The 22941-nt window shown below is 67.9% G+C and carries 17 protein-coding genes; 6 read left to right on the forward strand and 11 right to left on the reverse strand.

Annotated features, from left to right (window positions below; all coding sequences use genetic code 11):
- Positions 1–16: 16 nt before the first annotated feature.
- The 3 genes from AC3CH1_RS23505 to AC3CH1_RS23515 form a co-directional block, all read right to left on the reverse strand.
- Positions 17–466 (reverse strand): hypothetical protein, encoded by a 450-nt coding sequence (locus AC3CH1_RS23505; protein ID WP_488464737.1) that lies wholly within the window; start codon positions 464–466, stop codon positions 17–19.
- Positions 467–556: 90 nt separating this feature from the next.
- Complete coding sequence (locus AC3CH1_RS23510) at positions 557–799, reverse strand: DUF397 domain-containing protein (RefSeq protein WP_274345045.1); 243 nt, start codon at positions 797–799, stop codon at positions 557–559.
- 81 nt (positions 800–880) lie between these two features.
- The gene (locus tag AC3CH1_RS23515) at positions 881–1075 is read right to left on the reverse strand and encodes a hypothetical protein (protein WP_361875892.1); all 195 of its coding nucleotides are present in this window, start codon (positions 1073–1075) and stop codon (positions 881–883) included.
- 153 nt (positions 1076–1228) lie between these two features.
- On the opposite strand from AC3CH1_RS23515, the gene AC3CH1_RS23520 reads away from it, so the two are divergent.
- A complete protein-coding gene (locus tag AC3CH1_RS23520) occupies positions 1229–1981 on the forward strand; it encodes a DUF6879 family protein (RefSeq protein ID WP_488466715.1) in 753 nt (250 codons plus the stop codon).
- A 25-nt stretch (positions 1982–2006) separates the two neighbouring features.
- On the forward strand, positions 2007–2852 hold the full coding sequence (locus AC3CH1_RS23525) for a helix-turn-helix domain-containing protein (protein WP_488464738.1): 846 nt from the start codon (positions 2007–2009) through the stop codon (positions 2850–2852).
- Positions 2853–2884: 32 nt separating this feature from the next.
- Here the strand turns inward: AC3CH1_RS23525 and AC3CH1_RS23530 are convergent, their stop codons facing one another.
- Together AC3CH1_RS23530 and AC3CH1_RS23535 are read right to left on the reverse strand one after the other, a co-directional pair.
- Positions 2885–3076 (reverse strand): DUF397 domain-containing protein, encoded by a 192-nt coding sequence (locus tag AC3CH1_RS23530; RefSeq protein ID WP_488464739.1) that lies wholly within the window; start codon positions 3074–3076, stop codon positions 2885–2887.
- Positions 3076–3921, reverse strand: a complete 846-nt coding sequence (locus tag AC3CH1_RS23535) for a helix-turn-helix domain-containing protein (RefSeq protein ID WP_488464740.1) — start codon at positions 3919–3921, stop codon at positions 3076–3078. Before AC3CH1_RS23535 ends, AC3CH1_RS23530 begins: the two co-directional genes overlap by 1 nt.
- A 196-nt stretch (positions 3922–4117) precedes the next feature.
- Here AC3CH1_RS23535 and AC3CH1_RS23540 point away from each other — a divergent pair, with 196 nt between their 5' ends.
- Positions 4118–4780, forward strand: coding sequence for an ATP-binding protein (locus tag AC3CH1_RS23540; RefSeq protein ID WP_488464741.1), 663 nt, complete (start codon positions 4118–4120; stop codon positions 4778–4780).
- A gap of 8 nt (positions 4781–4788) precedes the next feature.
- Here AC3CH1_RS23540 and drmB read toward each other — a convergent pair whose 3' ends face one another.
- The 5 genes from drmB to AC3CH1_RS23565 all read right to left on the reverse strand — a co-directional run bounded on the left by drmB (position 4789) and on the right by AC3CH1_RS23565 (position 17036).
- A complete protein-coding gene (gene drmB, locus AC3CH1_RS23545; protein ID WP_488464742.1) occupies positions 4789–6633 on the reverse strand; it encodes a DrmB family protein in 1845 nt (614 codons plus the stop codon).
- Positions 6630–9887 carry a helicase-related protein gene (locus AC3CH1_RS23550; RefSeq protein ID WP_488464743.1) on the reverse strand — a complete coding sequence of 1086 codons (3258 nt, stop codon included), beginning with the start codon at positions 9885–9887 and terminating at the stop codon, positions 6630–6632. Before AC3CH1_RS23550 ends, drmB begins: the two co-directional genes overlap by 4 nt.
- Positions 9884–11797 (reverse strand): UvrD-helicase domain-containing protein, encoded by a 1914-nt coding sequence (locus AC3CH1_RS23555; RefSeq protein WP_488464744.1) that lies wholly within the window; start codon positions 11795–11797, stop codon positions 9884–9886. The genes AC3CH1_RS23550 and AC3CH1_RS23555 overlap by 4 nt, the downstream gene beginning before the upstream one ends.
- Positions 11794–16566, reverse strand: a complete 4773-nt coding sequence (locus AC3CH1_RS23560) for a DEAD/DEAH box helicase (protein WP_488464745.1) — start codon at positions 16564–16566, stop codon at positions 11794–11796. Before AC3CH1_RS23560 ends, AC3CH1_RS23555 begins: the two co-directional genes overlap by 4 nt.
- Positions 16567–16682: 116 nt before the next feature.
- Complete coding sequence (locus AC3CH1_RS23565; protein WP_488464746.1) at positions 16683–17036, reverse strand: hypothetical protein; 354 nt, start codon at positions 17034–17036, stop codon at positions 16683–16685.
- Positions 17037–17655: 619 nt separating this feature from the next.
- Between AC3CH1_RS23565 and AC3CH1_RS23570 the strand changes: the two genes are divergently transcribed.
- From AC3CH1_RS23570 to AC3CH1_RS23580, 3 genes are read left to right on the forward strand one after another with little or no spacing between them, the layout of a single operon-like run.
- Complete coding sequence (locus AC3CH1_RS23570) at positions 17656–19776, forward strand: helix-turn-helix domain-containing protein (protein ID WP_488464747.1); 2121 nt, start codon at positions 17656–17658, stop codon at positions 19774–19776.
- Entirely contained in the window at positions 19773–20765 is a 993-nt protein-coding gene (locus tag AC3CH1_RS23575) for a hypothetical protein (protein ID WP_488464748.1), read from the forward strand. The genes AC3CH1_RS23570 and AC3CH1_RS23575 overlap by 4 nt, the downstream gene beginning before the upstream one ends.
- Positions 20762–21664 carry a DUF6339 family protein gene (locus tag AC3CH1_RS23580; protein WP_488464749.1) on the forward strand — a complete coding sequence of 301 codons (903 nt, stop codon included), beginning with the start codon at positions 20762–20764 and terminating at the stop codon, positions 21662–21664. Before AC3CH1_RS23575 ends, AC3CH1_RS23580 begins: the two co-directional genes overlap by 4 nt.
- Here the strand turns inward: AC3CH1_RS23580 and AC3CH1_RS23585 are convergent.
- On the reverse strand, positions 21586–22902 hold the full coding sequence (locus AC3CH1_RS23585) for a DNA cytosine methyltransferase (protein ID WP_488464750.1): 1317 nt from the start codon (positions 22900–22902) through the stop codon (positions 21586–21588). The two genes, AC3CH1_RS23580 and AC3CH1_RS23585, sit on opposite strands and share 79 nt — an antisense overlap.
- Between the last annotated feature and the right edge of the window lie 39 nt (positions 22903–22941).

Below are 22941 nucleotides of genomic sequence, written 5' to 3' on the forward strand. Positions count from 1 at the left end.
CGAAGGGGCACGGAGGTCAGGCGGGCGGGAGGGGGCACGGGAGACCGGGGTGGTGGTGGTTGAGGCAGCACACCACCGAGAAGGAGATCAGGCTCTGGGACTTGGTGTAGTGCACCCAGCAGACGTCGACCCCTCGGGGGAGGGAGTCCATCGCGTGCGCGATCTTGTGTTCGAGGGTGACGTAGGCGCGGCCGCCGTCGTCCCTCTCGGCAGGGGGATTCGCCTCGTACGTGCTCTTCAGCCACGTGACGGCGGCCACCACACGGGTCCAGGTGCGGTCCGTAGCCGTCTGGTTCTGCCGCATGAGCCAATGGCCGGTCATGAGGGGCGGCAGCGTCGCGGCGACGAAAGCGCGGGTGTGTTCGGAGTTCAGTTCTGCACCCGGACGGCGTAGGGCCTCCTGGCCGTACGCGTCCCTGCTGCCGGTCCACGGACCGTATCCGTGCCAGTGCCCTGACCAGGTCATCTGCGCCCTTCGCTAGGGGAGACGGGCCGACCCGGAACCTGTCCGGGCCGGCCCACTACGTGGTGCTTCGCGCTCAGGAAGGGAGCCAGGTTAGAGCGTCAGGCCCCTCGTCCTGACCCACCCGGTGGCGAAGTCGTCGAGCTCGGCCTCGGTGAAGCGCAGCTCCTTGCCCGCGCCCTCGGGCTTGCTGTCGCGGATGACGAAAGAGGCCTCCGCACCGGGGATGGCGGCGAGGCTCACGCAGGTCTCGTTGGAGCCGCCGGCGTTGCCGCCGCAGTAGGCGGCGAAGGCGTCGGCCGGCGGGATCGGCAGTGCGTAGAGGTTTCCGTTCATGGGAGAGTCCCCTTTCGGTGCTGATGTCGCGGAGATTCGGTCTCCGCACCGTCGTGCTCCCGCACCTGGCAGTGCTCCGCTTCAGTGGCCCTGAGGGTGCCGCCTCAGCAGCACATTGCAGTCGGACACCGTGGTCATGTCGCCGCCTGCTCTGGCACGGTCTCTGACCGCCGAGAGTTCGGTGCATCCCGCACAGCCGTCCACGGGCGCTGGGTCGGCCTCCGTGTGCGGTGAGAGCTGTACGGGAGTGGTGCTGTACCTGGTGGGCTCGGTCATGCCGCCTATGGTCGGCCGACCGGTTCGACGGTCACAGCCGATATTCGCGAATATTCTCGTGAATGAAGCAGTCATCCCTCGACATTCACATGGGGCGGCGGACAGCCTTGGACCAGCGGAAGGAACACTCCACGAAGCGAAAGGCGGTGCATGATGGCACGGCGTTTACGGTTCAACGGCACAGGTAGCGGTGGTACGGGATGCCCATCTGTTCATGAGGACGTGGAGAGCGGCGAAGTCATCGTTCACGGACCACCGTTGACTGACAGCGGCGACATCGCACAGTTGCAGCACTTGTCCGAGGGCGAGGTGGCGGTGGTCGTGCCGCGCGAACTGTTGGTCGACTGGACGCCGAGGGACACGACCCGGCGGGCTCGGGTCATCGACCTGGGCGAGTTCGAAAGTCTGTTCCGTACGTTCAGTCACTCGGCCTGGCGGTTGGAGACCCGTCGACGCTTCGCCAGTGACGAAGCCACGAACACCTACCGCCAGTTCGTCGAGACCGGCGATGTCGACTGGTCCGTGGAGGATCCGTACTGCGAGCTGATCCGTTCCCAGACCGAGCAGGGCAAGCGTGTCGAACGGGTCCGGATTGTTGATCAGCCGCCGACCACGGGTCAGCTCTACCTCCTGAACAACGCGAAGCGGAACAGTCGTCTGGGGGAAGACATCCGGAACGTATGGCGAGTGGATGCCGATCGTCTCCAACTTCCGGCCGAGGACGTCTGGTTGTTCGACAGTCGGCTTGCCGCGAAACTACGCTTCGACGACGATGACCACCTCGTGGACGTCGAGTTGATCACTGAGCCGGCTGAGGTCGTCCGATACTCCGTCATCCGTGATGCGGCATGGCACCACGCGGTTCCCTACGAAGAGTTCGCGGCGAAGCTGAGCGACAGCGAGTAAGAGCAGAAGGAACAGACGCGTACCGGTGAGCACCGACTTTCAAAAGGCTCGTGAGGATTTGGGCCGACGGCTCCGGACTCTCCGTACGGAGTGCCCTCACGGCCCTCTCACCGGTACCGCGCTGAGTGCCTCCCTCGGCTGGGCACAGAGCAAGGTGAGCAAGCTGGAGAACGGACGCCAAACGCCTACTGCGCAAGACCTCCGGGCATGGGCCGACGCCACTGGACATTCGAAGGCGTACGACGAGCTGCTTGGACGGCTGAAGGGCTTCGAGTCGCACATCCGGTCCTGGCGGCGACAGCTGTCGTCGGGACACCGCCCGGTACAGGAGACGTGGAACGAGGTGACGGCGGCTGCCCGCGTACTGCACGTGTGGGATTCCTTCGCCGTCAACGGTCTGCTACAGACCCCGGACTACGCGCGACATGTGTTCGAACTCTACGCGACGCTCCAGAACTCACCCCGCGACACCGAGGACGCGGTTCGGGCTCGCATGGACCGCCAGCGATGGCTGTACCAGCCCGGACGGCGTCTGAACCTCCTGATGTGGGAAGGCGCGCTACGGGCTCAGGTGTGCCCGCCGGAGGTCTTGAAGGGGCAGATGGACCGCCTGCTGGGCCTTATCGGTATGGATACCGTCCGGCTGGGGATCGTGCCGTTGGACGCCGCTCTGCGCCTTCCTCCCGCCAACGCGTTCTGGATCGTCGGTGAGCAACTGGTGATCACAGAGGACTGGCACGCGGAACTCTGGCTGGACGGCGCCGATACGGTCGCCCTGTACCGGCGGGTCTGGGAATCCCTGCGTGAGTCCGCCCTGTACGGTGCCGACGCGCAACGCGTCATCACCCGCGCCCGACAGTCGATTCCTTAAAAGTGTCGGGACAGGAACGGCTTCCCGCCGGACTAACGACTTTGCTCCCCCACGCCGCCCACGAACCCGGCCCAGGCGGCGCGGCCGACGGATATGTGTGGGCCCTCCGGCCTCGTGGAGTCGCGCACTCCCACGGTCGCGGACAGGTCGGCGACCTCCACGCATTCCGTTCCGCTGCCCCCGCTGTACGACGACTTGAACCAATGGCCGACGTCATGGACCATCACAGCTCCTCGCTCGCTCGATTCAGGAGCGCGGCAGACCGTTCGATGCCCAGGGCCTGCGCACGCAGGTACTCGAACGCCAACTTATAACGTGCCAGTTCTGCGGGCTTCTCCATGAAGAGTCCGCCACCGATGATGTCCACGTAAACGACATCGAGTTCGGGCGCCGGTCCGCCGAGTACGACGAAGCTGCCCACGGCCGCCGCGTGTGCACCCGCCTCGAAGGGCAGGATCTGCACGGTGACGTGGGGGCGTCGGGCCTGTTCGAGAAGGTGGCACAGCTGTGCGCGCATGGTGTCGCGACCACCCACGGCGCGGCGGATCACCGCTTCGTCGACCACCGCCCAGATGTGGGGTGGCTCGGATCGTTCGAGCAACTCCTGTCGCTTCATGCGGATGTCCACCATGTGCTGGATTTCCTTGTCCGTGCACCGTATTTCGGATGCCCGGTGCACGGCCTCGGCGTAGGCGCGTGTCTGGAGCAGCCCGGGGACGTACATGCAGGCGTAGTGGTCCTCGCTGACCACCTCGTCCTCCAGGGTCAGCATGAGGTTCATGGACTCGGGGACGGGGTCCGCGAGCGAACGCCACCAGCCCTGGATCCGGGCCCCCTTGGCCAGCTCGACGAGTGAGGAGCGCTCCTCGTCCGTGGTGCCGTACTCGCGGCACAGCGCGTCCACGGCCGGCCACTTGACCGTGCCCTCCTTCCTCTCGTAGCGGCTCAAGGTCGCTTTGGAGATGCCGACCAGGGACCCCGCCTCCTCCAGGGTGAGGCCCTTGCGCTCACGCAGGCGGCGGAGGTCCGCGCCGAGTTGGCGCCTTCGCGTGGTGGGTCCGACTGTCATGGCTGTGGTTCCTCACGTCGACGCTCAGAGCGTGCACGGCTGATTGTTGTACGGGCAAGCCGGCGCGCGCCGGGGGCGTGCGGCACGAGCGAGTGCTCCCGGGAACGTCTAATGAGAGTTCCAAAATGAGAGTTTCACTGACACTCTTCTCTTACGAAAGGTCACTGAAGGTGACCCCGGTTGCTCGAGAGCGGTGATGGACGTGGATGGTTGTCGCTTCGGTGTGGTGCGCAAGGCCTACGAGATGCCCTTCCTGGCGGATCCCGCGGAGTTGGCAGGACTGAGAAACGCGGTCAGGTCTCGGCTGGACCACTGGGGCCTGGCCGGCATCGTCCCGGAAGCCCAGCTCTGCGCTTCGGAGTTGGCGGCGAATGTGATCAAACACGTGGGGTGCGGCACGCGCGCCCGCCTCACCGTGTCGATGAGCGGCAGTCGGCTGCGTATCGAGGTGAGCGACCCGGATCCGAGGAGCGTCCCCGTACTCGTCACGAGTGCGGACGGGGACGAACACGGGCGTGGACTGGTCCTCGTGGACGCTATCGCCGATCGCTGGGGTGTTGTTCTCCGGGCCGATTCGAAGGTCACCTGGTGCGAGCTGACCACCGGCCTGCGGTCGTCGGTCGACCATGTGGACGGGCCTCAGGTGGCAAGGGCCGAGGCGCTGCTCGGGCTCCTCGGGCTGTCCGTGCGTGACAAGGTCGCTCGTCAGGGGCCGCTGACTGTGGCGCACGCGGAGGAGGCCGCCATCGACGTGATCGCCGACCTCCTCCACTGGCTCCGGGCCCACGGCTGTGATCCGGACGGGGCCCTGGATCGCGCACAGGCGCACTTCGAGGCGGAGCTGCCCGAAGCCGTGTGACCGTGTGCTCAGGAACGCAGCAGGTCGCTGAAGAATCCGATCGACGGATCCTCCGGCGTGCCGACGAGGAGAGCACGGTCGAGCAGACCGTTGTTGTGCTCGCAACTCGTCTCCGGCAGCAGCACGCAGGCATGGCAGGCCGCCATGTTGATACCACCGACACCGCTTCCCTCCGACTCGACGCAGAGAGGGTCTGCGGAGCACCAACGCGCTCTGTCCAGGGCGGAGTCCAAGGAACCGCGGAGACGCCCGGGTTCGCCCTGCGCGACCAAGCCTCCCAGGCTGCCCGCGGAGTCGCTCGTCGCGGTGCAGATGAGAATTCCGGCCATGGCGTCACTCGTGTACAGCCGTTCCCGCAGAGAGGCCGCCGGGTAGCCGCCGTCCAGGCTCCACTCGTTGATCAGAGCGTGCGCCAGAGTGTGGAGGAGAATCATGCGGGGGGAGGCCGGCGAGTCGGGCACGGAGTCCGGATCCTGCGCGCGTTCGCGCGTCATGCGAGTGTGGTTGTTCCGGATGCGATCGGCACGCGCCGCCACGGCGACGCTCCGGGCCCAGTCGTCCAGTCGTTCTTCGTCGAGCCGGAGGAAGACGCCCTCGCCCTGGACCTCCATCGCGGGCAGCCAGTCGAGTTCCTTCAGGGACAGGGCCGCCTCGTGGACGTCCGCGCGGGTGTCCGGGGTGTCGACCCGCGAGAACGCCTTCAGCGCACGCACTTCCCGCAGCCGCTTCACCAGCATCGGACCCGTGACCCCGTACGGGGCCAGTACGGTCGGAGAGGAACGAGGCGGCTCGCAGACGAACCGGTCCTCGTGACCGGTTCCCTTCTCCGGCTGACCCGCGATCAGGCGCTCGTATTCCTGCTTCCGCAACGCGATGAAGGCACTGTCCACGGAGGCGTCGCCGTCGGGGGCCCCGTCCTCCTGATTCTCGGCTTCGAGCAGGGCGATGACCCTTTCGGCGGAGAACTCGTACGGCTTCTTCAGCGTGAGGGCCTTGAGGAAGCCGCGGATGCCGTGCTCGTCGCCCGCCTCGTACATCTCGCGCAGATCATCCATGTGGTCTTCGAGCCGGGTGAAGTGCTCGTCGCTCCACGGCGGGATCGACAACGCCGTCCGCACGATCGGCTGCCAGGCGACGGACGAACCGCGCTGCAGTGTGCGCGGCCTCTCCGAGCAGTGATCGGTCGGAGCCTCCTTCAACCAGGGCCGCTTGCCGCTGCAGAACACCTTCAGGTCCGACAGGGCCGTTCCGCTGAACGCGCCCTCCATCGACACCTCGGGCACTCCGCAGGTGCAGGAGATCAGGACCGACCGGAGGGAGGCGGTCTTTCCGCTCGTGCGCAGTCGCATCGCTCCGCCGCAGAGACCCGTCTCGCCCTCCTGCCGGTTCTTGCGGTGCACCCACTTCCAGTACGGGAAGTCGTCGATGTGGCCCTTCGCACAGGCCATGACGAAGCGTGAGGGTACGAGATCCTCCTCGCAGTCACCGCATTCGTTCTTCCCCGGAGGGGAGTTGAACTGTCGTACGTGCTGGAGGGCGTGGCACTCCGGGCAGGAATGCCACAGAGGGAACCGGCGGACGTGCACGCCGTCCTTGCTCGTGTCGTCCGATGCCGGCGGGAGGCGGAACGACTTCACCCCGAGGACCCGGGCCAAGCGGTGCTCGTGGATGGTGGGTGCGTCGCTGATGTTCCAGGAGTCGGTTCCGGCCACTATGAACGATTCGTTGTCCACAGCGACCATCGAGCCGACACCGTAGGTCGTGATCATCTGGGCGCGCCGGACGGAACCGCGGCGGGGATAACTGCGCTCGGGGGCTCCGGTCCGGCGGCGTCGGGCGGGGGGCGGGGTCATCGGGTTGCCTCCATGAACAGACCGGACTCGGCATCGACATCGCGCAGACTCCAGAGTGTCTGCCAGGCGTTCTCGTCGGGGTCCTCGTCGTCGAACGCGCACAGCAGCGAGGCTGTCCGCTTGCCTCGCTTCGGCTCGTAGAGCAGACCGCCCCGGGATGCCGCCAGATCGGCCCACCATTCGACGAACTCGTCGTAGGCGTCTGCCGTAGCCTCGTACTCCTCCTTGTCGACCTTCTCGACCCGAGCCAGCAGTGTGGTCCGCACGATCCGGTCCAGCTCGTCGCGGAACTCGTCGATCCTTCCCGCACCGTCGTTCGGACGGGCCGCGGGGATCAGGATCCGGGCCAGGGCGACGACGACGGCGTGAAGGCCCCGTTCGCGGGAGCGGGAGGAGAACGGCGTCACGCTGGTCGACTCCACCTCGCGGTACAGCGCCGAGTGGAAGTGCTGGAAGCTCTCGTAGTGCGAACGGTCCCTGGAGCGATTGGAGTTGAGCATCACGGCCACCAGGCCGGGGTGGCGGCGGCCCACCCGACTGGTCGCCTGGATGTACTCGGCCGTGGTCTGCGGCTGCCCCATGACGGCCATCAGGCCGAGTCGGTCCACATCGACGCCGACCGAGATCATGTTCGTGGCGAGAAGAACGTCCACGACATCGGGGTGCCCCAGCCGCTGCTCCACCTGCTTCAGGCGCTTCGGCACCTCGCTGGAGTTGGCGCGGCTCGTCAGCTCGGTCTGTTCCAGAATCCTTCGCCGTACGTTGCCTTCACGGTCTGCCAGGTAGCCGAGGTGCGCTTCGACGTCGTCGTGGACCTGCAGCTCGGCCGCGGCCAACAGCCTGAGGCTGTTGAAGTATCCGACGAGCGTCCAGTAGGCGTCCCGGACCTGCTCGTCGTCCTTGCCCTGCGCGGCCCGGTGGAGCAGGTTGGCGTACGTACGGATGAGCAGCGTGGACTGGCTCGTGCTCGGCGTCAGCAGGCCGACGTACTGTCTGCTCGCCTTGTGTTCCTTGGGGGTTTCCACGGCGAACCACGAGTCCCTGGCGTCGATGCCCGCCGGCGGGAACTGGGCGACCTTGCGCGCGAACAGACTGTTGCCCTGCTCGGAGGCCCGACGGATCGTCGCCGTCGACGCGATGATCTTCGCTTCGTTCGCGAGCAGGTCCACCGCCGTCTCGTACAGCCCGGTGAGCGTTCCGAGCGGCCCTGAGATGAGGTGCAGCTCGTCCTGGACGATCAGCTCCGGAGGAGGCGTGCCGTCCTCGCGATCACGGTTGAACAGCGCGGCGGTCTGTTCGCGCCACGGCATGGCAGCGAACTTGTCGACGGTCGCGATCACCAGCGTCGGGCGCGCGTCGTAGACGGCCTCGTCGATCAGGTGGACCGGCAGCCCGTCGCGGAAGTCGCACCACGTGTTGGGGCAGCGGACGTGCATCCGCTTCGCCTCTTCGTCGACCTCGTACTGGAACGCGTCGATGCGCGTGCCGCACCAGGGGCACGCGTGCAACTGGACCGGATTCTTCTCCTGGAGTTCCTTCTCCTTCCGGAGCTCCACGAGGCTCTCCTCGGCGACCGACAGCTTGTTCGGTGTGGCGGACTGGCCCACCCACATGCCGATGGAGATGGGTTCCGTCCCCAGCGTCCGTTCGTCACCGAGACGAATGCGCTCCATGGCGCAGATCAGGGACGCGGCACGCTCGAACTGCTGCAGGGTGAGCAGTCGCAGGGTGTAGCGCATCAGCACGGTCACGCCCCCGCCCCACTCCTTGTGCCGCATGCGGCGCAGGAAGGTCGTGAAGGCGATCAGACCGAGATACGCCTCGGTCTTGCCACCACCGGTGGGGAACCAGAGGAGGTCGGCGATGTGGCGGTCGTCGTGCTCCGGGTCCACGATTCCTTCGAGGCAGAGAAGTACGAAGGAGATCTGGAACGGTCGCCACCGACTCGCGGACGTGTCCGGATCGCCCACCCGCCCGTTCTTGACCCACTCACTGCGGCCCCGCTGCTGGGACATGGCACGGTTGGCGAGACGGAACGCCCGCATCGCTTCGCTGTTCGTACCGAGGACCCTGATGCCTCGACGCATGCGGGCCAGGGCCGCTCGGCAGTGCTCGATCTGCTTCCGTGCCGGAGCCTCGTGCGGTGTACGCCGGAAGGCTTCCGCCTCTGCCTCCTTGCGGTCGATCCATCCCGCGTACCCGGCCATCAGGTCGTTGAGCGCGGCCAGGACCTCGTTCTCGGGGCGTGTCGCCAGGCCCTCCATGGTGAGGGCCGAGGCGTCGATGTCGGGGTTGGAGTCGGTGAGAAGCACTTCGTGCGCCGGGACGAACTCGGTGCGTACGGTGGAGATCGCCGCGCGTCCGACGTTCGGGTCACCGATCGGGGGCGGGGTCCATTCCCAGTCCGCCGAGCAGCCGTGGCCGATCGCGAAGGTCGGCGCGTGCCGGTGCAGCAGTCGACTCGTGGCGACCTCCGGGTCGATCACCGTACGCTCGGACGGACGGTCCACCAGGCCGGGCGCACCGGACTCGGTGGTCACGGTCAGGCGCGGCTGGTAGAGGCAGAACGCGTCCTGAAGGGCGTACTTGCCCACGCGATGCGTATTGATCAGCGTGATCGTCACGGTGACCGTGCCGCTCCCCGAAGCCTTCGGCCGGACGACGACGTCCAAGGCCGGGTCGTCGAGCGTTTCGTCCGGCGTCCTGCCCTGGCGAATGTCGTCCAGCCGATAGCGACAGGGCACGCTCACATCGACGGTCACGGGGCGCACGGACAGCGCGCGCCGACGCCACCGCTCCTTCTGTTCGGACACCGTGCGGGCCTCGGCCCGCTCGGCGGCCACCGGGCGCCCCTCGGTGTCGACCGGATCGTAGGCCGCGACGTCCGTGTGCACGAGAAGTCGGGGGGCGATCGTCGGGTCCACGGCGAAGGTCAGCCCCATCGACGAGGGGCGCCGGTCGCCTACATGGGCCGTGTCGAGTTCGGGCAGCGGATCTTCGAAGTCCCGGCCCCTCCGCACGAGCGGAGCGTCGTCGAGTCCGTCGTTCTCGGCCGCGTCCTCCTGGAGCGCCCGCCCGGACTCGGGATCGGAGGCCCTCGGGAACAACACCCCTATCGGATAGGTGGTGATCGGCGGATCCTGGGTCATGACCTCGTCGGCGGAGCCCGGGCCGAGCAGGTCCCTGCGGAGCTGTTCGACGAGACCCTCCCGGAGCGCGTAGTGGGCGGCGTGCGTGCTGGTTCCGTCCGTCATCCGACGATGCCTTCCTGCGTGTTCCTTGCTGCGCGCCTGTAGCGCCCGAGACCTGACATGCGGGGCACCGTCCAGACGCCGCGATCGCCGAGCCCGGCGCGTGCGCCGGACGCGGTACTGCCCGCGACGCTCTCCAGACAGTCGACCCGGAAGCCGGTGATCTCCACCGGCCAGTTGATCTCCCACGTCTTGTTGATCTTCAGGGAGGTGTGGAGGTCCTTGCGGAACCGCTCCGAGACGACGGAGATCGGGCGATCCCCGTGGAAGACGGTGTACGGAGGGCTCTGGTCGGCGGCCACGGCCATCTCGTGCTGAGGGCGGAGCGTCAGTACGTCACCCGGCGAGACCGACGACGACAGGTAGTGCTGAACGGCTGCCGCGTCGTCGACGAAGCCGTCCGTGCCGGGCGGGTGCTCCCGGCACACGTCCTGCCCGCCGGCGACGATGCCGTCGCGGATGTACGGCTTCCACCCGCCGATGTACCACCGGTCGGTCACCCGGTCCCGGCGCACGAGAGCCGTGTCCGGTGCCGCGATGCGGAACAGGTCGTCCCGGGCGCGGGTCATCGCGACGTACAGCGAACGAGCTTCGGCCGCCGGGTCCACGTGGCTGTGCTGCTTGCGCAGCTCCGCGGTGGTGGCCGGCTCGACCACGATCACCCGATCGAACTCGAGCCCCTTGGCCCGGTGCACGGTCGACACCACCAGGCCCGAGGGTTCCACGGCCGCCAGATCGTCGGGGAAACGCCCCTCCGCCACCAGTCGCCGCACCGCCGAGACATCCATAAGCCCCCTGGGCGCGCGGGCGGCGCCCCGTAGGGAGCGCCACATCCTCGCAGGGTCGCCGACGGGAGCGGTCGAGGCGGCGGCGAGCAGTTCCAGGAAGCGCTCCTGGGTCAACGTGGTACTACCGGTGTCCCGCAGCACGGAGCTGACCCAGGCCGGAACAGGCCGGTCCTGCAACGCACGCTGGATCCGGTGCGGCACGGCGAGGGAGAACAACTTCTCGGAAAGCACCAGAGCCTGCCGGTTGTCCCTGCAGAGAACGGCGCAGGTGCCCGGGTAGCCGCGGAGCGACTCGACGGTCGACCGCTCCTCCAGAGGGCTGAGATCGGGGCACGCTCGCAGGAGATCAGTTAGCCGCCGGTGGAACTTCTCACCCGCCGCGTCGGATTCGGCGGGGTCCGACGGCAGCCTCTTGAGCGCGCCGCCGAGAGCGAGCGCCGTGCGTGCTTCCTGTGTCCGCGCCCGGAAGTTGGTGGTGAGGTGCAGTTCGACCAGATCGTCCGGATATGAGGCCCGCAACCAGTCGAAGAAGTAGTTGGTCTCCGCGGCACGGGCGTCCTGGTCGGAGACCTGGAAGCCGAAGATGGCCTGGGCGCCGTCCCCCACCACCGTGAACCCGCAGTTTTCCTGGAAGCGGTCCAGCAGCGTCTCGACCATGTCCCGGCGGTCACCGACCAGGTCCTGGACCTCGTCGATCACCACGTGGGCGGGGGCGCCCTGTTCGCTCTCCTCGACCGCGCCCCGGAGAACGGCCTCGGTCGTCTCCCTGATCCGCTCGTCGAAGCGCAGCGCACCCCAATCACGATCGGGTTGCTCCGCGCGCAGCACCGAGTACGCCCAGGAGTCGAAAGTCTGCACCCGGACCCGGCGTGCCTCCCGGGCTTGCAGCGCGATGCGCTCGCGCAGCTCTCGGACCGCGGCGCGCGAGAAGCTGAGCACCAGAATCTCACCCGCCTCCAGCGCGTCGTCCTCGTGCCCCATCAGCGCGTCGAGCCGACGGACCAGGGTGTGCGTCTTGCCGGCCCCCGCGCCCGCGGTGACCAGCAACCGGGCATCCCAGGGTTGCTCGACCACGGCCCGTTGCTCCTCGGTCAGGTGAGGGGTGGCGTGGTACGCGTCGGTCACTTGGCCCTCCACAGGTGCTCGAACTGCGTGAAGGCGAGCGCCTTGCCGTAGTTGGTGATGTTGTCCCGGACGTTGAGGATCAGGCAGGTCTCCTTGCCTCCGTTGCCGGGACCGCGAAGACCACGACCGATCATCTGCTGGTAGACGTTCGGGCTGTAGGTCGGGCGGGCGACGACCACGGCCCGGGTGGCCGGAGCGTCGAACCCCTGCGTCAGAACACCGTAGTTCGTGAGGACACGCACGCGACCGCGACGGAAGTCGTCGATGCTCTTCCTGCGCTCTCCCGTCGAGGTGGCCGAGTCCACCGAAGCGGCGGTGATGCCCCGGTCCTTGAGCTTCGCGGCGAGGAACTTGGCATGCGCCACGGACGTGGCGAACACCAGGACGGGCCAGTCGGCGGGCATCTCGCCGATCTCCTCCAGGATGCGCTTGTTGCGGTCGTGATCGTCGGCGAGACGCTGTTCGGCGGCCTTCGACAGCAGGCTCATCTGGTCGGCCCGCTCCTTCTCGTCGTTGGTCAGCTCGATGGTGCCGCCGAGAAGTTCCCGGTGATCGACCTTGGCCAGCATGCCGAGTTCCTGCAGTTCCCCGTAGGCGTCATCCGTCGGGAAGACACCGTCGTCGAGGCGCTGTCCACCGAAGCGCTGGACCAGGCGTCGGGTCTCCGGGTCGTTCGTGTTGCGGAACGGGGTCGCGGTGAGCCCCAGCAGATGGCGAGCCGTATCCCTTGCGGTCAGTCCGAGTTGTTCGAGGATCTTCGTGTACTGGGGCGAGATGGCGACATGCGCCTCGTCGACGATGACCAGACTCGCCTGCCGGAGCCAGGCGTATCCCGCGCTGTCGAGGCAGTTCCGGAGCTTCGCGTCCGTCGCGACCACGAGATGCGGGCGATCGCTCACCGAACCCGCTTCGTTGGTGGTCCACAGCCTGCTGATGGTGAGCGGGCTCTCCGCGCCGACCTTCGACCAGACGAAGCCCCAGCTCTGGACGGCCTGCTCGCAGAGCTCCTCGGTCTGGGCGATCCAGAGGATGGGACCGTCCAGCTCTCCCACGGACTTGACCCAGCGGATCACGGCCTCCGCCGCCACCCGGGTCTTGCCCGCGCCGGTGGGCAGCGACAGCATCCCGCGCTGTGGTGCGAACCGGTCGAGCATCGCGAAGACCCTCGCCGCGAGGCGCTCCTGGTAGTCGTGCAGACGGGGAAACTCGGTGGGACCCTGAATCTCGATCCTCGGCGGCAGCGATGGAGTCCTGGTGCCGGCGAAGGAGTCGGGGAAGCCGAAGTCGGAGACGAACTTCACCGCTGGGGAGGAGCCGGTGAAGCCGGACGGGGCATGACTCGGATAGGCGGCCAGCAGATCACGGGCGTGCATCCGCAGAACGCCGTCCCCGTGGGCGTTGTACGCCATCCGCGCGATCCGGCGGGCCGACGGCTCGACGTCTCCCAGCTCCGCGCGCTCGCTCTCCAGAAGGCCGGGCGGCAGACCCGCCCGGAGCGCGGCTTCGCCGATGAGCAGTTCCAGCTTCTCCTCGACGCTCTCCGCCTCCCGGACCCGGCGCAGGGCCGCCTGGAGCTGCTGGTCGGCCTCCTGCCGCTCCTGGGCGTCGAGCACCGCCCGGCATCCCGCTTCCTTCAGCCCCCAGCGCAGCTCACGGTCGACCGCCACGAGGGCAGCGAGCCGGTCCGCTGGTTCGAGGACGAGCACGGTGTTGCCCTGGAGCGCGCTCCTGAGGGGCGTCGGACGGGTGCCCTGGGGGGTACGGGTCACCTCCTCCAGCTCGGAACAGGGCTGCAGCCGGTAGTTGTTGACGGCATTTCCCATCCGCTGGCGGAGCGTGGGGAACTCGTCGTGCAGAAGGGTGGGCTCGCCGATACCCACATGCCGCGTCTCCTTGCTGACGACATCGCTGTACCGGAGCATGCCCCACGTCTTGACGAGCAGGGCGGCGTCCTCGTCACTGCCTGCCGACAGCGCCGGAATCTGCTCCGCACGCAGTGTGCGGTACTCCGCTTCGGAGGCCGCGACGGCGATCTTGTCGTCCTCCCGCGCGGACCATTCCGACCCGATCCGGCAACGGGTGAGCTCGCCCTCGGGAAAGTCGACCCCCAGCCGGGTCAGCATCACGTACGTACGCCCGACGAAAGTGTCGTCGTCGCTGGAGCCGAGCTGTTCGAGCAGACGGGCCCACTGCTTCGGCGGCACGTCCTCCACCAGCGTGGGCAGGTGAAGCTTGCGGGCCTTCTCGGCGCTGATGTCCGCGACGGGCAGGACATCGGCGTACGCGTGCAGCTGAGGACCCACGGCGTCGGAGAGCGGGACGACGCCCTGCGAGGTGGGGACCCGGCCGAGCCGTACCAGCATCCAACGCAACGGGGAGTAAACGGGCTTGCGTGTGGACACCTGGGTGCCGAACTGCATGGTCCAGGTGTCGATGACGCTCCCGTCGGGCAACGCCTTCACGAAGGCCGCTCGCCCCTCGTCCGACAGGAGCTCCAGGAGGTGCAACGGCCCGCCGACGGGGGAGCCCTCCAGCTTGAGCCTGGTGGGGCTCGGGCGTGCCGCGTTGCTGCTCAGGGTGCGGCAGTAACTGTCGTAGATCGCCGTCGAGTACTCGACGAACCACGCCTCGTCCGCAGACGGACGGTGACCTGCGGTCGGTGCCGCACGCAGGCCGAACTCGTGGAAGACCATCCGGTCGTCGGAGTGGAAGGCCAGGTCCACGGCGACGGACCGGTCCCGGCTCCCGTCGGAGGGCACCACGGGCCCGGGCAGCAGACAGTCCCGCATGCGGTGGAAGCGCCCGTCCACGGTGCGGACCGACAGCGTCGACATCGGGTCGGGCAGGCGGGCGATCACCTCGCCGCTCACCTGGCTGCCGCCCGCGCTGTGGAACAGCTCCCAGAACCGTGCCCAGTCCTGCGGACCGTAGCCGGTGAAGCCCTGCTCCAGAACTCCGATGAAGCGCCCCCGGGAATCGGCCTCCCGAATGCCGATGGTGTTGAGGTCCTGGATGAGCGACTCGTCCTCGGACAGAGCGGGGTCCACGTACGTCGTACCGTCCCGCAGTCCGTCCTGGACGGCCCGGCGGAAGACCTTGCCCACCACGGCGGGCACCAACCCGCTCTCCTCGGTCAACACGATGCGGGCCGCGCGGGCCTGGTCCGCGAAGGACGACCCTTCGTGGACCATCGCGGCGAAGATGCGGATCGCGACGGCGGAGGCCTCGGCCGTACCGTCGGAGACCAGGGCCTCCAACCATTCCCGAACGGTCGCCCGCCCCTGCCTCGTCTGCTCCAGAATGTGCCCGACCTTGCCGGCACGGAACTCGGCGGCTTCCACGGAGGGGTGGACCCAGTCCGTCGGACGCCCCGGGTAGGCGTTCCACATCCGGAGCCAGTCGAGCTTGAGCGGTGTCTTGCCCACCGGCGCGGGATGGACGCGCAACTCGCGGGGAACCCGCAGAACGCCGTCCTGGTCGGGAAGGGAAGGGAGCTCGGCGGTCAGCTTCCAGATCTGTTCGGTCAGATACTTGTCGGCCCAGTTGAGGGTCTCCGACTCCCTGGTCCGACCGGGGAGCAAGGGGAGATAGGCACCGGGGTCCTCGGCCGGAGCCAGCTGCGGCAGTGATGCGACGACCAGCTTCGCCGCTACCTGGATGATCTCCTCGTTGAACGGGCTGGAGTCCAGAAGGTTCTGTCTGTCCTCATTCGTCTTCCAGGCTCCGTTCAGGATGCCTGCCAGGGTCATGGGGTACTTGGTCGGGAAGAACGACCAGAATTCCCCCCGCCCCCTGGGGATGGTCAGGACCGAGTCACCGGTGTATTCGGGTACGGCCCACGAGACGTCGATCGTCACCCGGTCGTGCATCTCGCCCGCGCCGGCCCGCGCCCGTTCGGTGGGCCGGTGGGCGTGGGTGAACACCTTCCAGGTGGCGTGGGACTCCGGCTTGCCCGTACGAGCCTCGTGGATCGTATGCGCAACGCCCTCGTGCTCGACCGTGATCTCCCGCCGCATCTGCGGCATGGGCCGCCGGTCCTCCAGAACCACCGTGCCCACATGGTGGGAGAACAACTGGAAGCGTGCGGGGAACTCCCGCTGCGCCACGTGGCTGCCGGTGACCGCGTGGATGTCGTGCCCGAGTCGATCGGCCATTTTGGGCAGGAGAGGAAGACGCACCACGGTCGTGGCCCAGCCGAGCAGTTCGTCGAGGACCGGATCGGCAGAACGCTCCTTCGCGGCGTCCAAGGGGCGGGCCATGCGCAGGACGGGGGCCTCGAAATCGGCGTCCACCGCGTCCCCGCCGGCCTTCCGGATCTCCTCGTGCGACCAGGCCCGGTCGAATCCGAATGCCCCTGAGGTGCTGAAGAATTGAGGTGTGTCGGTGACGGCGAGGACCGATTTCACTCCGACACCGAAGCGACCGATCTGACCTCCGCGCTTCTTCGAAACGCTCATGCGGAGAATGGTCTCGGCGCCTTCCGCCGTGACCTCCTTTCCCTCGTTCGCGCAGTACAGATGGGCAGCCGTGAGAACGACGTGGACCTTCCCGCCCGGGGAGTGTGCGATCTCGTCCGCGGCGTTCTGTACGAGTTCGAACAATTGGCGGTCCCCGTAACCGCCTTGAGTGATGCGCCGTTCGCCGTTGGCGTGCTCAAGAATCAGCCCAGGATCGATCCGATACGCCGCCAGCACGCGCGCCGACTGATCGATGATCGTCCGGATGACGGAGGTCTCGCCCGAACTGTCCGTCACATAGGGGTGGTTCAAAGTCTTCCAATCCGTGGCCGTGAGCTGAACGCGGGTGGAGCCGGGGCCGGCCGCAGCGGGGGATGCGACCTGCCCCGACTCCACGATAGGAGTTCCAGGTCCGACGATGTGCCGGGTCAGGCGAGCTTGAAGATGATGACGACGAATTCCGGGCGCGCGCGGTTCCGGCGGCGCTTGTTCCGGACGGAGCCCGCGTACTTCGGCGGGCGGCCGGTCATGCCACGGTTACGGAGCGGCCGACGCGGAACGCGGTGCCGAGGCTTCTTGTCCTCCGGCGGGCCGGATGCCTCCGGGGCGGAGGCATTGTGGGCTGCCGCCTTGTCACGCCGGAGCCGGAGGGCGTTGATGTACGAACGCGTCGTTCCGACGGCATCGAGGAACTCGGACCGCAGGTGCGGGTCTTCGATGGAATCGTACTGTTCGACGAGTCCGAACGGGCCGTCGTCCGGATCGGGCGGGTCGATGTTCATGGCGGTGCCCCCTGGGCTCTGTGGATGTGTACCGGGCGTGATGGAGAACGGCGCACGTGCAGAAGGGCGGGAGCGCCCGGGGTGACGGGTGCGGTCGCCGGGATGAAAGGTTTCTTCGGGAGCAGAGAGTCGATGGCGGGTCGGAGCGAAAAGAGCGTGAGCGATGAACGTTCCAGAAGCCAAGCGCATTTTCCCGGCCCGGGCAAGGGGGTTGTTGATTCCCGGACAGGATTTCTTTTTCGACCCTCGAAGTGATTTATGGCATGCGAAAAATGCCCCCGGAAAGGAGAGGGTCGGTCGCGTCGGGTGAGGCGCTTCCGCCCCGAAGCTACAGGGCCGAAACGGTCGCCCGCAAGGCTTTGTCGCGAGCGTTCCTCTCCTCTTCGGAATGCTTGTTGGGGTGCGCATCTAGGGCGCAGAAGAAGTAAGAGGATGAGAAGGCTGATTCTGCCCAGACTCCCCTTTCGGTGCATCTCCGGACTTATCTTCAAGGGGCTGAAGGTATAGAAGAAGCCTCCGGAGGAAGGTGTCAAACCGCATTGTCGGACGGGTCGTCAGCGTCAAACGAAGGGGTGTAGTGTGCAGGTCATGGCCTACGCCGCAGCTGAGGAGTGACGCGATGTTGGACACCGGTATGGAGTTCGGACCGTGGCTCGCCCGACAGCTGAAGCAGTCGGGCATGAGTCAGGCCGATCTCGCTCAGCGGGTCGGGATGACGCGGGCGGCCGTCTCTGCCTGGATCACGGGCCGCGCGACCCCTCGCGAGGAGACCATCCACAAGATCGCCGAGGCGCTGGGCACGGACCTGGGGACGATCCACACCCGTACCGCCGACACCTTGGCCGGCCTGCCGATCTCCTGGTACCACCGTCCCGGACACGCCGACGGCGGTCGCGAGTTCGGGAATGCCGCGGCCTTCGCCTTCGAGGCGGACGTCGGCGTCCTCGCCCGGGAAGCGACCCAGAACAGCCTCGACGAGCGGCTCGACCTCGCCCAGCCGGTCCGGGTTCGCTACACCCTGCACGAACTGTCGGGAGAGACCCTGGCCCGGTTCCGCGACGAGATTCGTTGGGACGACCTGCTGCCGCACTACGAGGCGGCCGCGCAGCAGGACCAGAAGGTCGGGCGCATGATCGCGGCCGGACTGAGCGACATGTATGCCCGGGACCGGCTGGTGCTCCTCCGCATCGACGACTACAACGCCTCCGGCCTGACGGGCGACGACTACGAGACCGGCCGTTTCGCCGCGGTCGTGCGTCGCCAGCTCGACAGTCAGAAGTCGGTGAGCGGCGCCGGTGGGTCTTATGGCCTGGGCAAGGCGACGCTCTGGGCGACCAGCCGTCTCGGCCTGGTCCTCATGAACTCCACCCTGTCGGAACCGCACGAGGGACGGACCGAGCGTCGGCTCGTCGGGCGGCTCGACCTTCCCTGGAGGAAGGTGGACGGAAAGCCGTGGGCCGGCCCCGCCTGGTTCGGTCGACCCGACCCGGAGGCGGAGGACGTGAACGTGGCCCGCTCGTGGTGGGCGGACGAGGAGAGCGTGGAGCGCCTCCACCTCACCCGGGAGAGCGCCGAGCCCGGCACGTCCTTCCTCATCGTCGGCGCGCACGACGTGGCCAGCCTCGTCGAAGGGACGGACACCGAGGCCGACGTCGAGGACGACGACAGCGTGCACCGCATGCACCACCGCCTCAAGGACGCGCTCGGCCGGAACTTCTGGGCGGCCATGACCGGCGGTGGCAAACAGCGGCCCCTGCTGGAGGCGTCGGTGAGGACGCTCCGCAATGGCGTGGAGATCATTCCCGAGACGCGGGTCGACCCTCGGGAGACCCAGCCCTCCCGGACACGCGCACTGCAGGCGTTCCTGGACGGCACGACCGTCGACAGGATGACGGAGTCCGGGCAGGTGGCCATGGCGACCGTGCCTCTGATGGTGCCCGCCCCCGCCGGTCGCGGAAACGCGGTCGAGCACCGGGCGGTCGTACTGGTCACGGAGGCCGAGGACGGCGACGACGGAAAGCCGAACCGGGTGACGACCATGCGGGGCAACCGCATGACGGTCAAGAGCGGTTGGGTGCCCGGCCTGCCGGTGGGCACCAACCCGTTCCAGGCCGTCCTGCTCGCGGGCAGAGCGGCAGGGGACGACGCTCCCTTCGCGGACGAGGCCGAGACCTTCCTGCGCGCCTCCGAACCGCCCGAGCACGACAAGTGGGGGCAGACCGAGGAACTGCGCATGCTGTATTCGCCCTCGGCGTACCGGCGGATCGGCGCACTCACGAACCAGGCGAACAAGGCCGTGCGCGAATTGGTCGCCCTGCCCAAGAAGAGTCGCAGGGGCGGCCCGGAACGACTGCGCAAGCGTCTGTCCGTGGGAGGGCGCAAGACGGCTCGACCCACGCCCCCGGCCGGGCCGCCGACGCTGGTGGAGCTCGACGCCAGGATCGACGACAGCGGTGCGTGGTGCGTCATGGCCGAGATGAAGATTCCCGCCGGCGGCGATTCCTGGCGCCCCGCGCCCGTGGCCAAGCTCGACGTGCGCTCCGGGCCTCGACCGGTTCTGGCCTGGTCGGAGTTGGTCGCCGTGCACAACTGCGAAGTCGTCGACGGCACGATCCGCTTCGTCCCCGGCGCACGCACCGCGACCTTCCGGGGAACCACCGACGTAACCACCCATCCCGTACGCGCCCAGTTCAGCGGCCTCGTCGTGGAGCTCCGCACCGACAAGGGGGCCCAGGCATGAGGGCATACCCGTATCAGCGACTTCCCGGTGTCGTGTCGCTCCGGGTCACCTCCGTCGAGCTGCGGGGCCCGGACGACATCAGGGACCCTCTCGACACCAGCGCCTTCTCCGCCGTCGAGCAGGTCGTCGCGCCCGGCTCGGCGGAACGGGACGACTGGGAGTGGCTCCGTATGAAGGTCTCGGCCACTGTGCCGGGCCGGGCGACCGCTCCCGACAGCCCGTGGACCGACCTGGCGGTCGTCGTCGTGCTGAGCGAAGGGGCCACCAACACACGGATCTCCACGGCCCTCGCCCCCGGTGCGGAGAACGGGCGGAAGTGGGAGGGGCACCTCGACCTGTGGCGTGCGGACCATCTGGACCGGCCGACGATGTCCGTCCACGCCGTCGCCACGGTGGACGGTGTGCCGGGACGCGAGATCGCCTCCTCGGCCAAGGACTGGATCATCGACCTGAAGGCCGAAGCTCCGCTGCGTGAAAGGGAACTCGAGGTCGTCGAGGTCGGATTCGGCGAGGGCCCGCAGTGGCTGCGTCGGTTCCAGGAGGTGCCTTGGGCCGTGGACACGTCCGGTGACCTTCCCGTCGTCCACATCAACAAGGATTTCGAGGGAGTCGTCGACCTCGTCGGCGGCAACGGAACCTCGGTCGACAACATGGTGCGGGATCTGCTCCTCGCCCAGATGTGCACGGACGTGTGGACCGCCGTCTTCCACACCGCCATCGGCGACCTGGAGATCGAGGACGACGGCACACCGCTGTTCCCCCGCGACTGGAGAGGCGAGGTGCTGCGCGAGATGTTGCCCGACGTCGTGCCTGATCTCCCGGTCGAGGACGCGCTGGGGGAGGTCCATCGGAGACGGACCGGAACTTCCGGATGGACCGATCTCCAGCCGCGCATCCACTACGCCGCCACGCGCCGGGGCGACGTGCCCAAGGCGCTGAGCGCCACCATCCGTGGCCTGGACAGCATCCACCGGGGGACCGACGCATGACCGACAAGCCTAATCTTCTCCCGGAGCGCATGGCGTTGCTCGCGGACCTCAACGCGGCGCAGTACCTCACCGAAGGGTTGCTGTCGGGCAAGGAGGACGCGCAGGCCATAGCGCTCAACAAGGTCACCGAACCCCTGCCCCATGACGGCGAGAGCCGTGCTGAACTGGCCCCGGTGCGCGATCTGATCGACGACGCGATGTACAAGTTCCGGGACGACCGACCGACCAGCGCCGACGCCTGGTTGGCACCGCGCCTCCACGCGACGCTCAGGCTCACCCGGCGGGAGGCGGCCGACCGCCGGATCTGGAACTACCTGGCCCTGGGGGTGGCTCCGGACTACGTGGTCTGGCGCCACCTGGTCGCGAAGTCGAAAGATGCAGCACCGAAGGTCGCCGCACGGCGGTTCCGGGGGCCGGCTGACATCCAGGCCTTCGCGCGCCTCTGGTGGGCCGCCGAGCTGTTCCGCGACGGTCCCGACTACGGACCTGTGGTGACCGTGTGCTCCAACCAGGACATGCTGAACACCGCCTTGCGGGTCGACGTGATCGACCACCGGCCGACGGCGCAGGCGACCCTTCGCTTGATGGAGCGCGGCACCGTGCGGACCGGCCGGGAGGTGAACGCACTGGTGGCGGCCATCAACGCTTCCGCCGCGACACTGATGTACGACGTCATCGCGCCCGACGCGGAACGGGACGGCAGGCCCCTGCGGGAGTGGATCGAGGCGGCGGAGTCAGCTCCGGCCGTCCCGCGCAGGGAGCTGCCCGTGGGGCCGTACGAAGAGAAGACTCCGGAGCGTTCGGTGGACGTACTCGTCGATCACTTCGCGGAGCTCTTCGCCGAAGCACCGGTGAGGGGGCGGCCGGACGCGGACGAACGGGTCGGCGCCGAGACCTGAGGAGACGCCGACCGGACGGACGCCGCCGGAGTCGTCGCCTGTGGCGCTTCGTCCTGGGGGCTCCACTTCTCCAACTGCTCGTACCACTCATCCCGCGGAGGCTTGTTGAACAGCGCCATACTCAGGATGTGCAGCGACAGCCTCGGCGGGACGGCGTTCCCGATCTGCTGGGCCACATCGGTGGAGCGCCAGGGGTACTTCGCGGGGAAGGACTGGAGCAGGCCGGCCTCCCGCGGGGAAAGGCGTTCGAGTTCGTCCTCCGGCCTGAGCACGATCTCGCCCGCGCCGTCCTTCCGCAAGGTGTACAGACGGTTGCGTCGTACCTTGCCGGTGACCGTCGGGGCGGGCTCCCCGGACTCACGACGACCCCGCTTCTTCGGGTCGCCGCCGGACCCGTAGTTGGAGACCATGACGAACTCGCTCGTCCGTGTGCCGCTGAGCGCGTCTCCCATGGAGACCCAGGGCTCGACGTCGTCGAACAACGATGCCTTCTGAGCGGCATCCCTGGGCGGAAGCCGTACGGCGCCCTTCCGGTACCTCTGGTGCGTTGCCTCGGGAAAGAGGACCCTACGGTGCACGTTCTCCGGGTCGTACTGGGCGATCAGGACCGCCCTGCGTCGTGTCTGCGGAACTCCGAAATCCTCGGTGTGCAGCACGTGGGCCTCGGCGGCGTAGCCGACACCCCGGAGGAGTTTCGCGAAGTGCTTCCACACCAGAAGCACGGTCGGAACCTGCTCCAGCACGATCACCTTGTACGGCCGCTCGCGCTCGAGCATCGCCTCCATGATCCAGCGCAGTGGTTGCAGCACGAACCCGGTCCGGTTGTCCGACATCGCGTCGGTCTCGCCCTTGACCTCTTTCCAGGCCACGTCGAACGAAGCCTTGTCCTTCTGCTCCATCAACCGGGAGGCCAGCCGCTTCACGTCTTCGAGTGCCTGATGACCCTCGCGGTTGCCCGCCACCGAGAACGACTGACAGGGCGGCCCGCCGGTGAGCACAGTGGCCTCGTAGACCGAGGGGTCGCACGGGCCCAGCTCGGCTACATCCTTCACGTCGGTGGTCAGGAGGCCGGCTGCCGCACGCGTGGCGCGGGTGGCGTCGTCCCATTCGATACCGATGCTCTCGACGCCCTCGCCCTTCATGATCGTGGCGGCGATGTCGAGGCCGCCGGGCCCTGCGAAGAGATCAACGATCCCGAAGTCCACAGAGGGGAGTGAAGGGGGAGAGGGGTGGGTCATGGTGTGCAAGTGTAGCCGGCGATCAGACCGGGGACGGCG

The organism is Streptomyces sp. MGP-P1 (assembly GCF_057766565.1).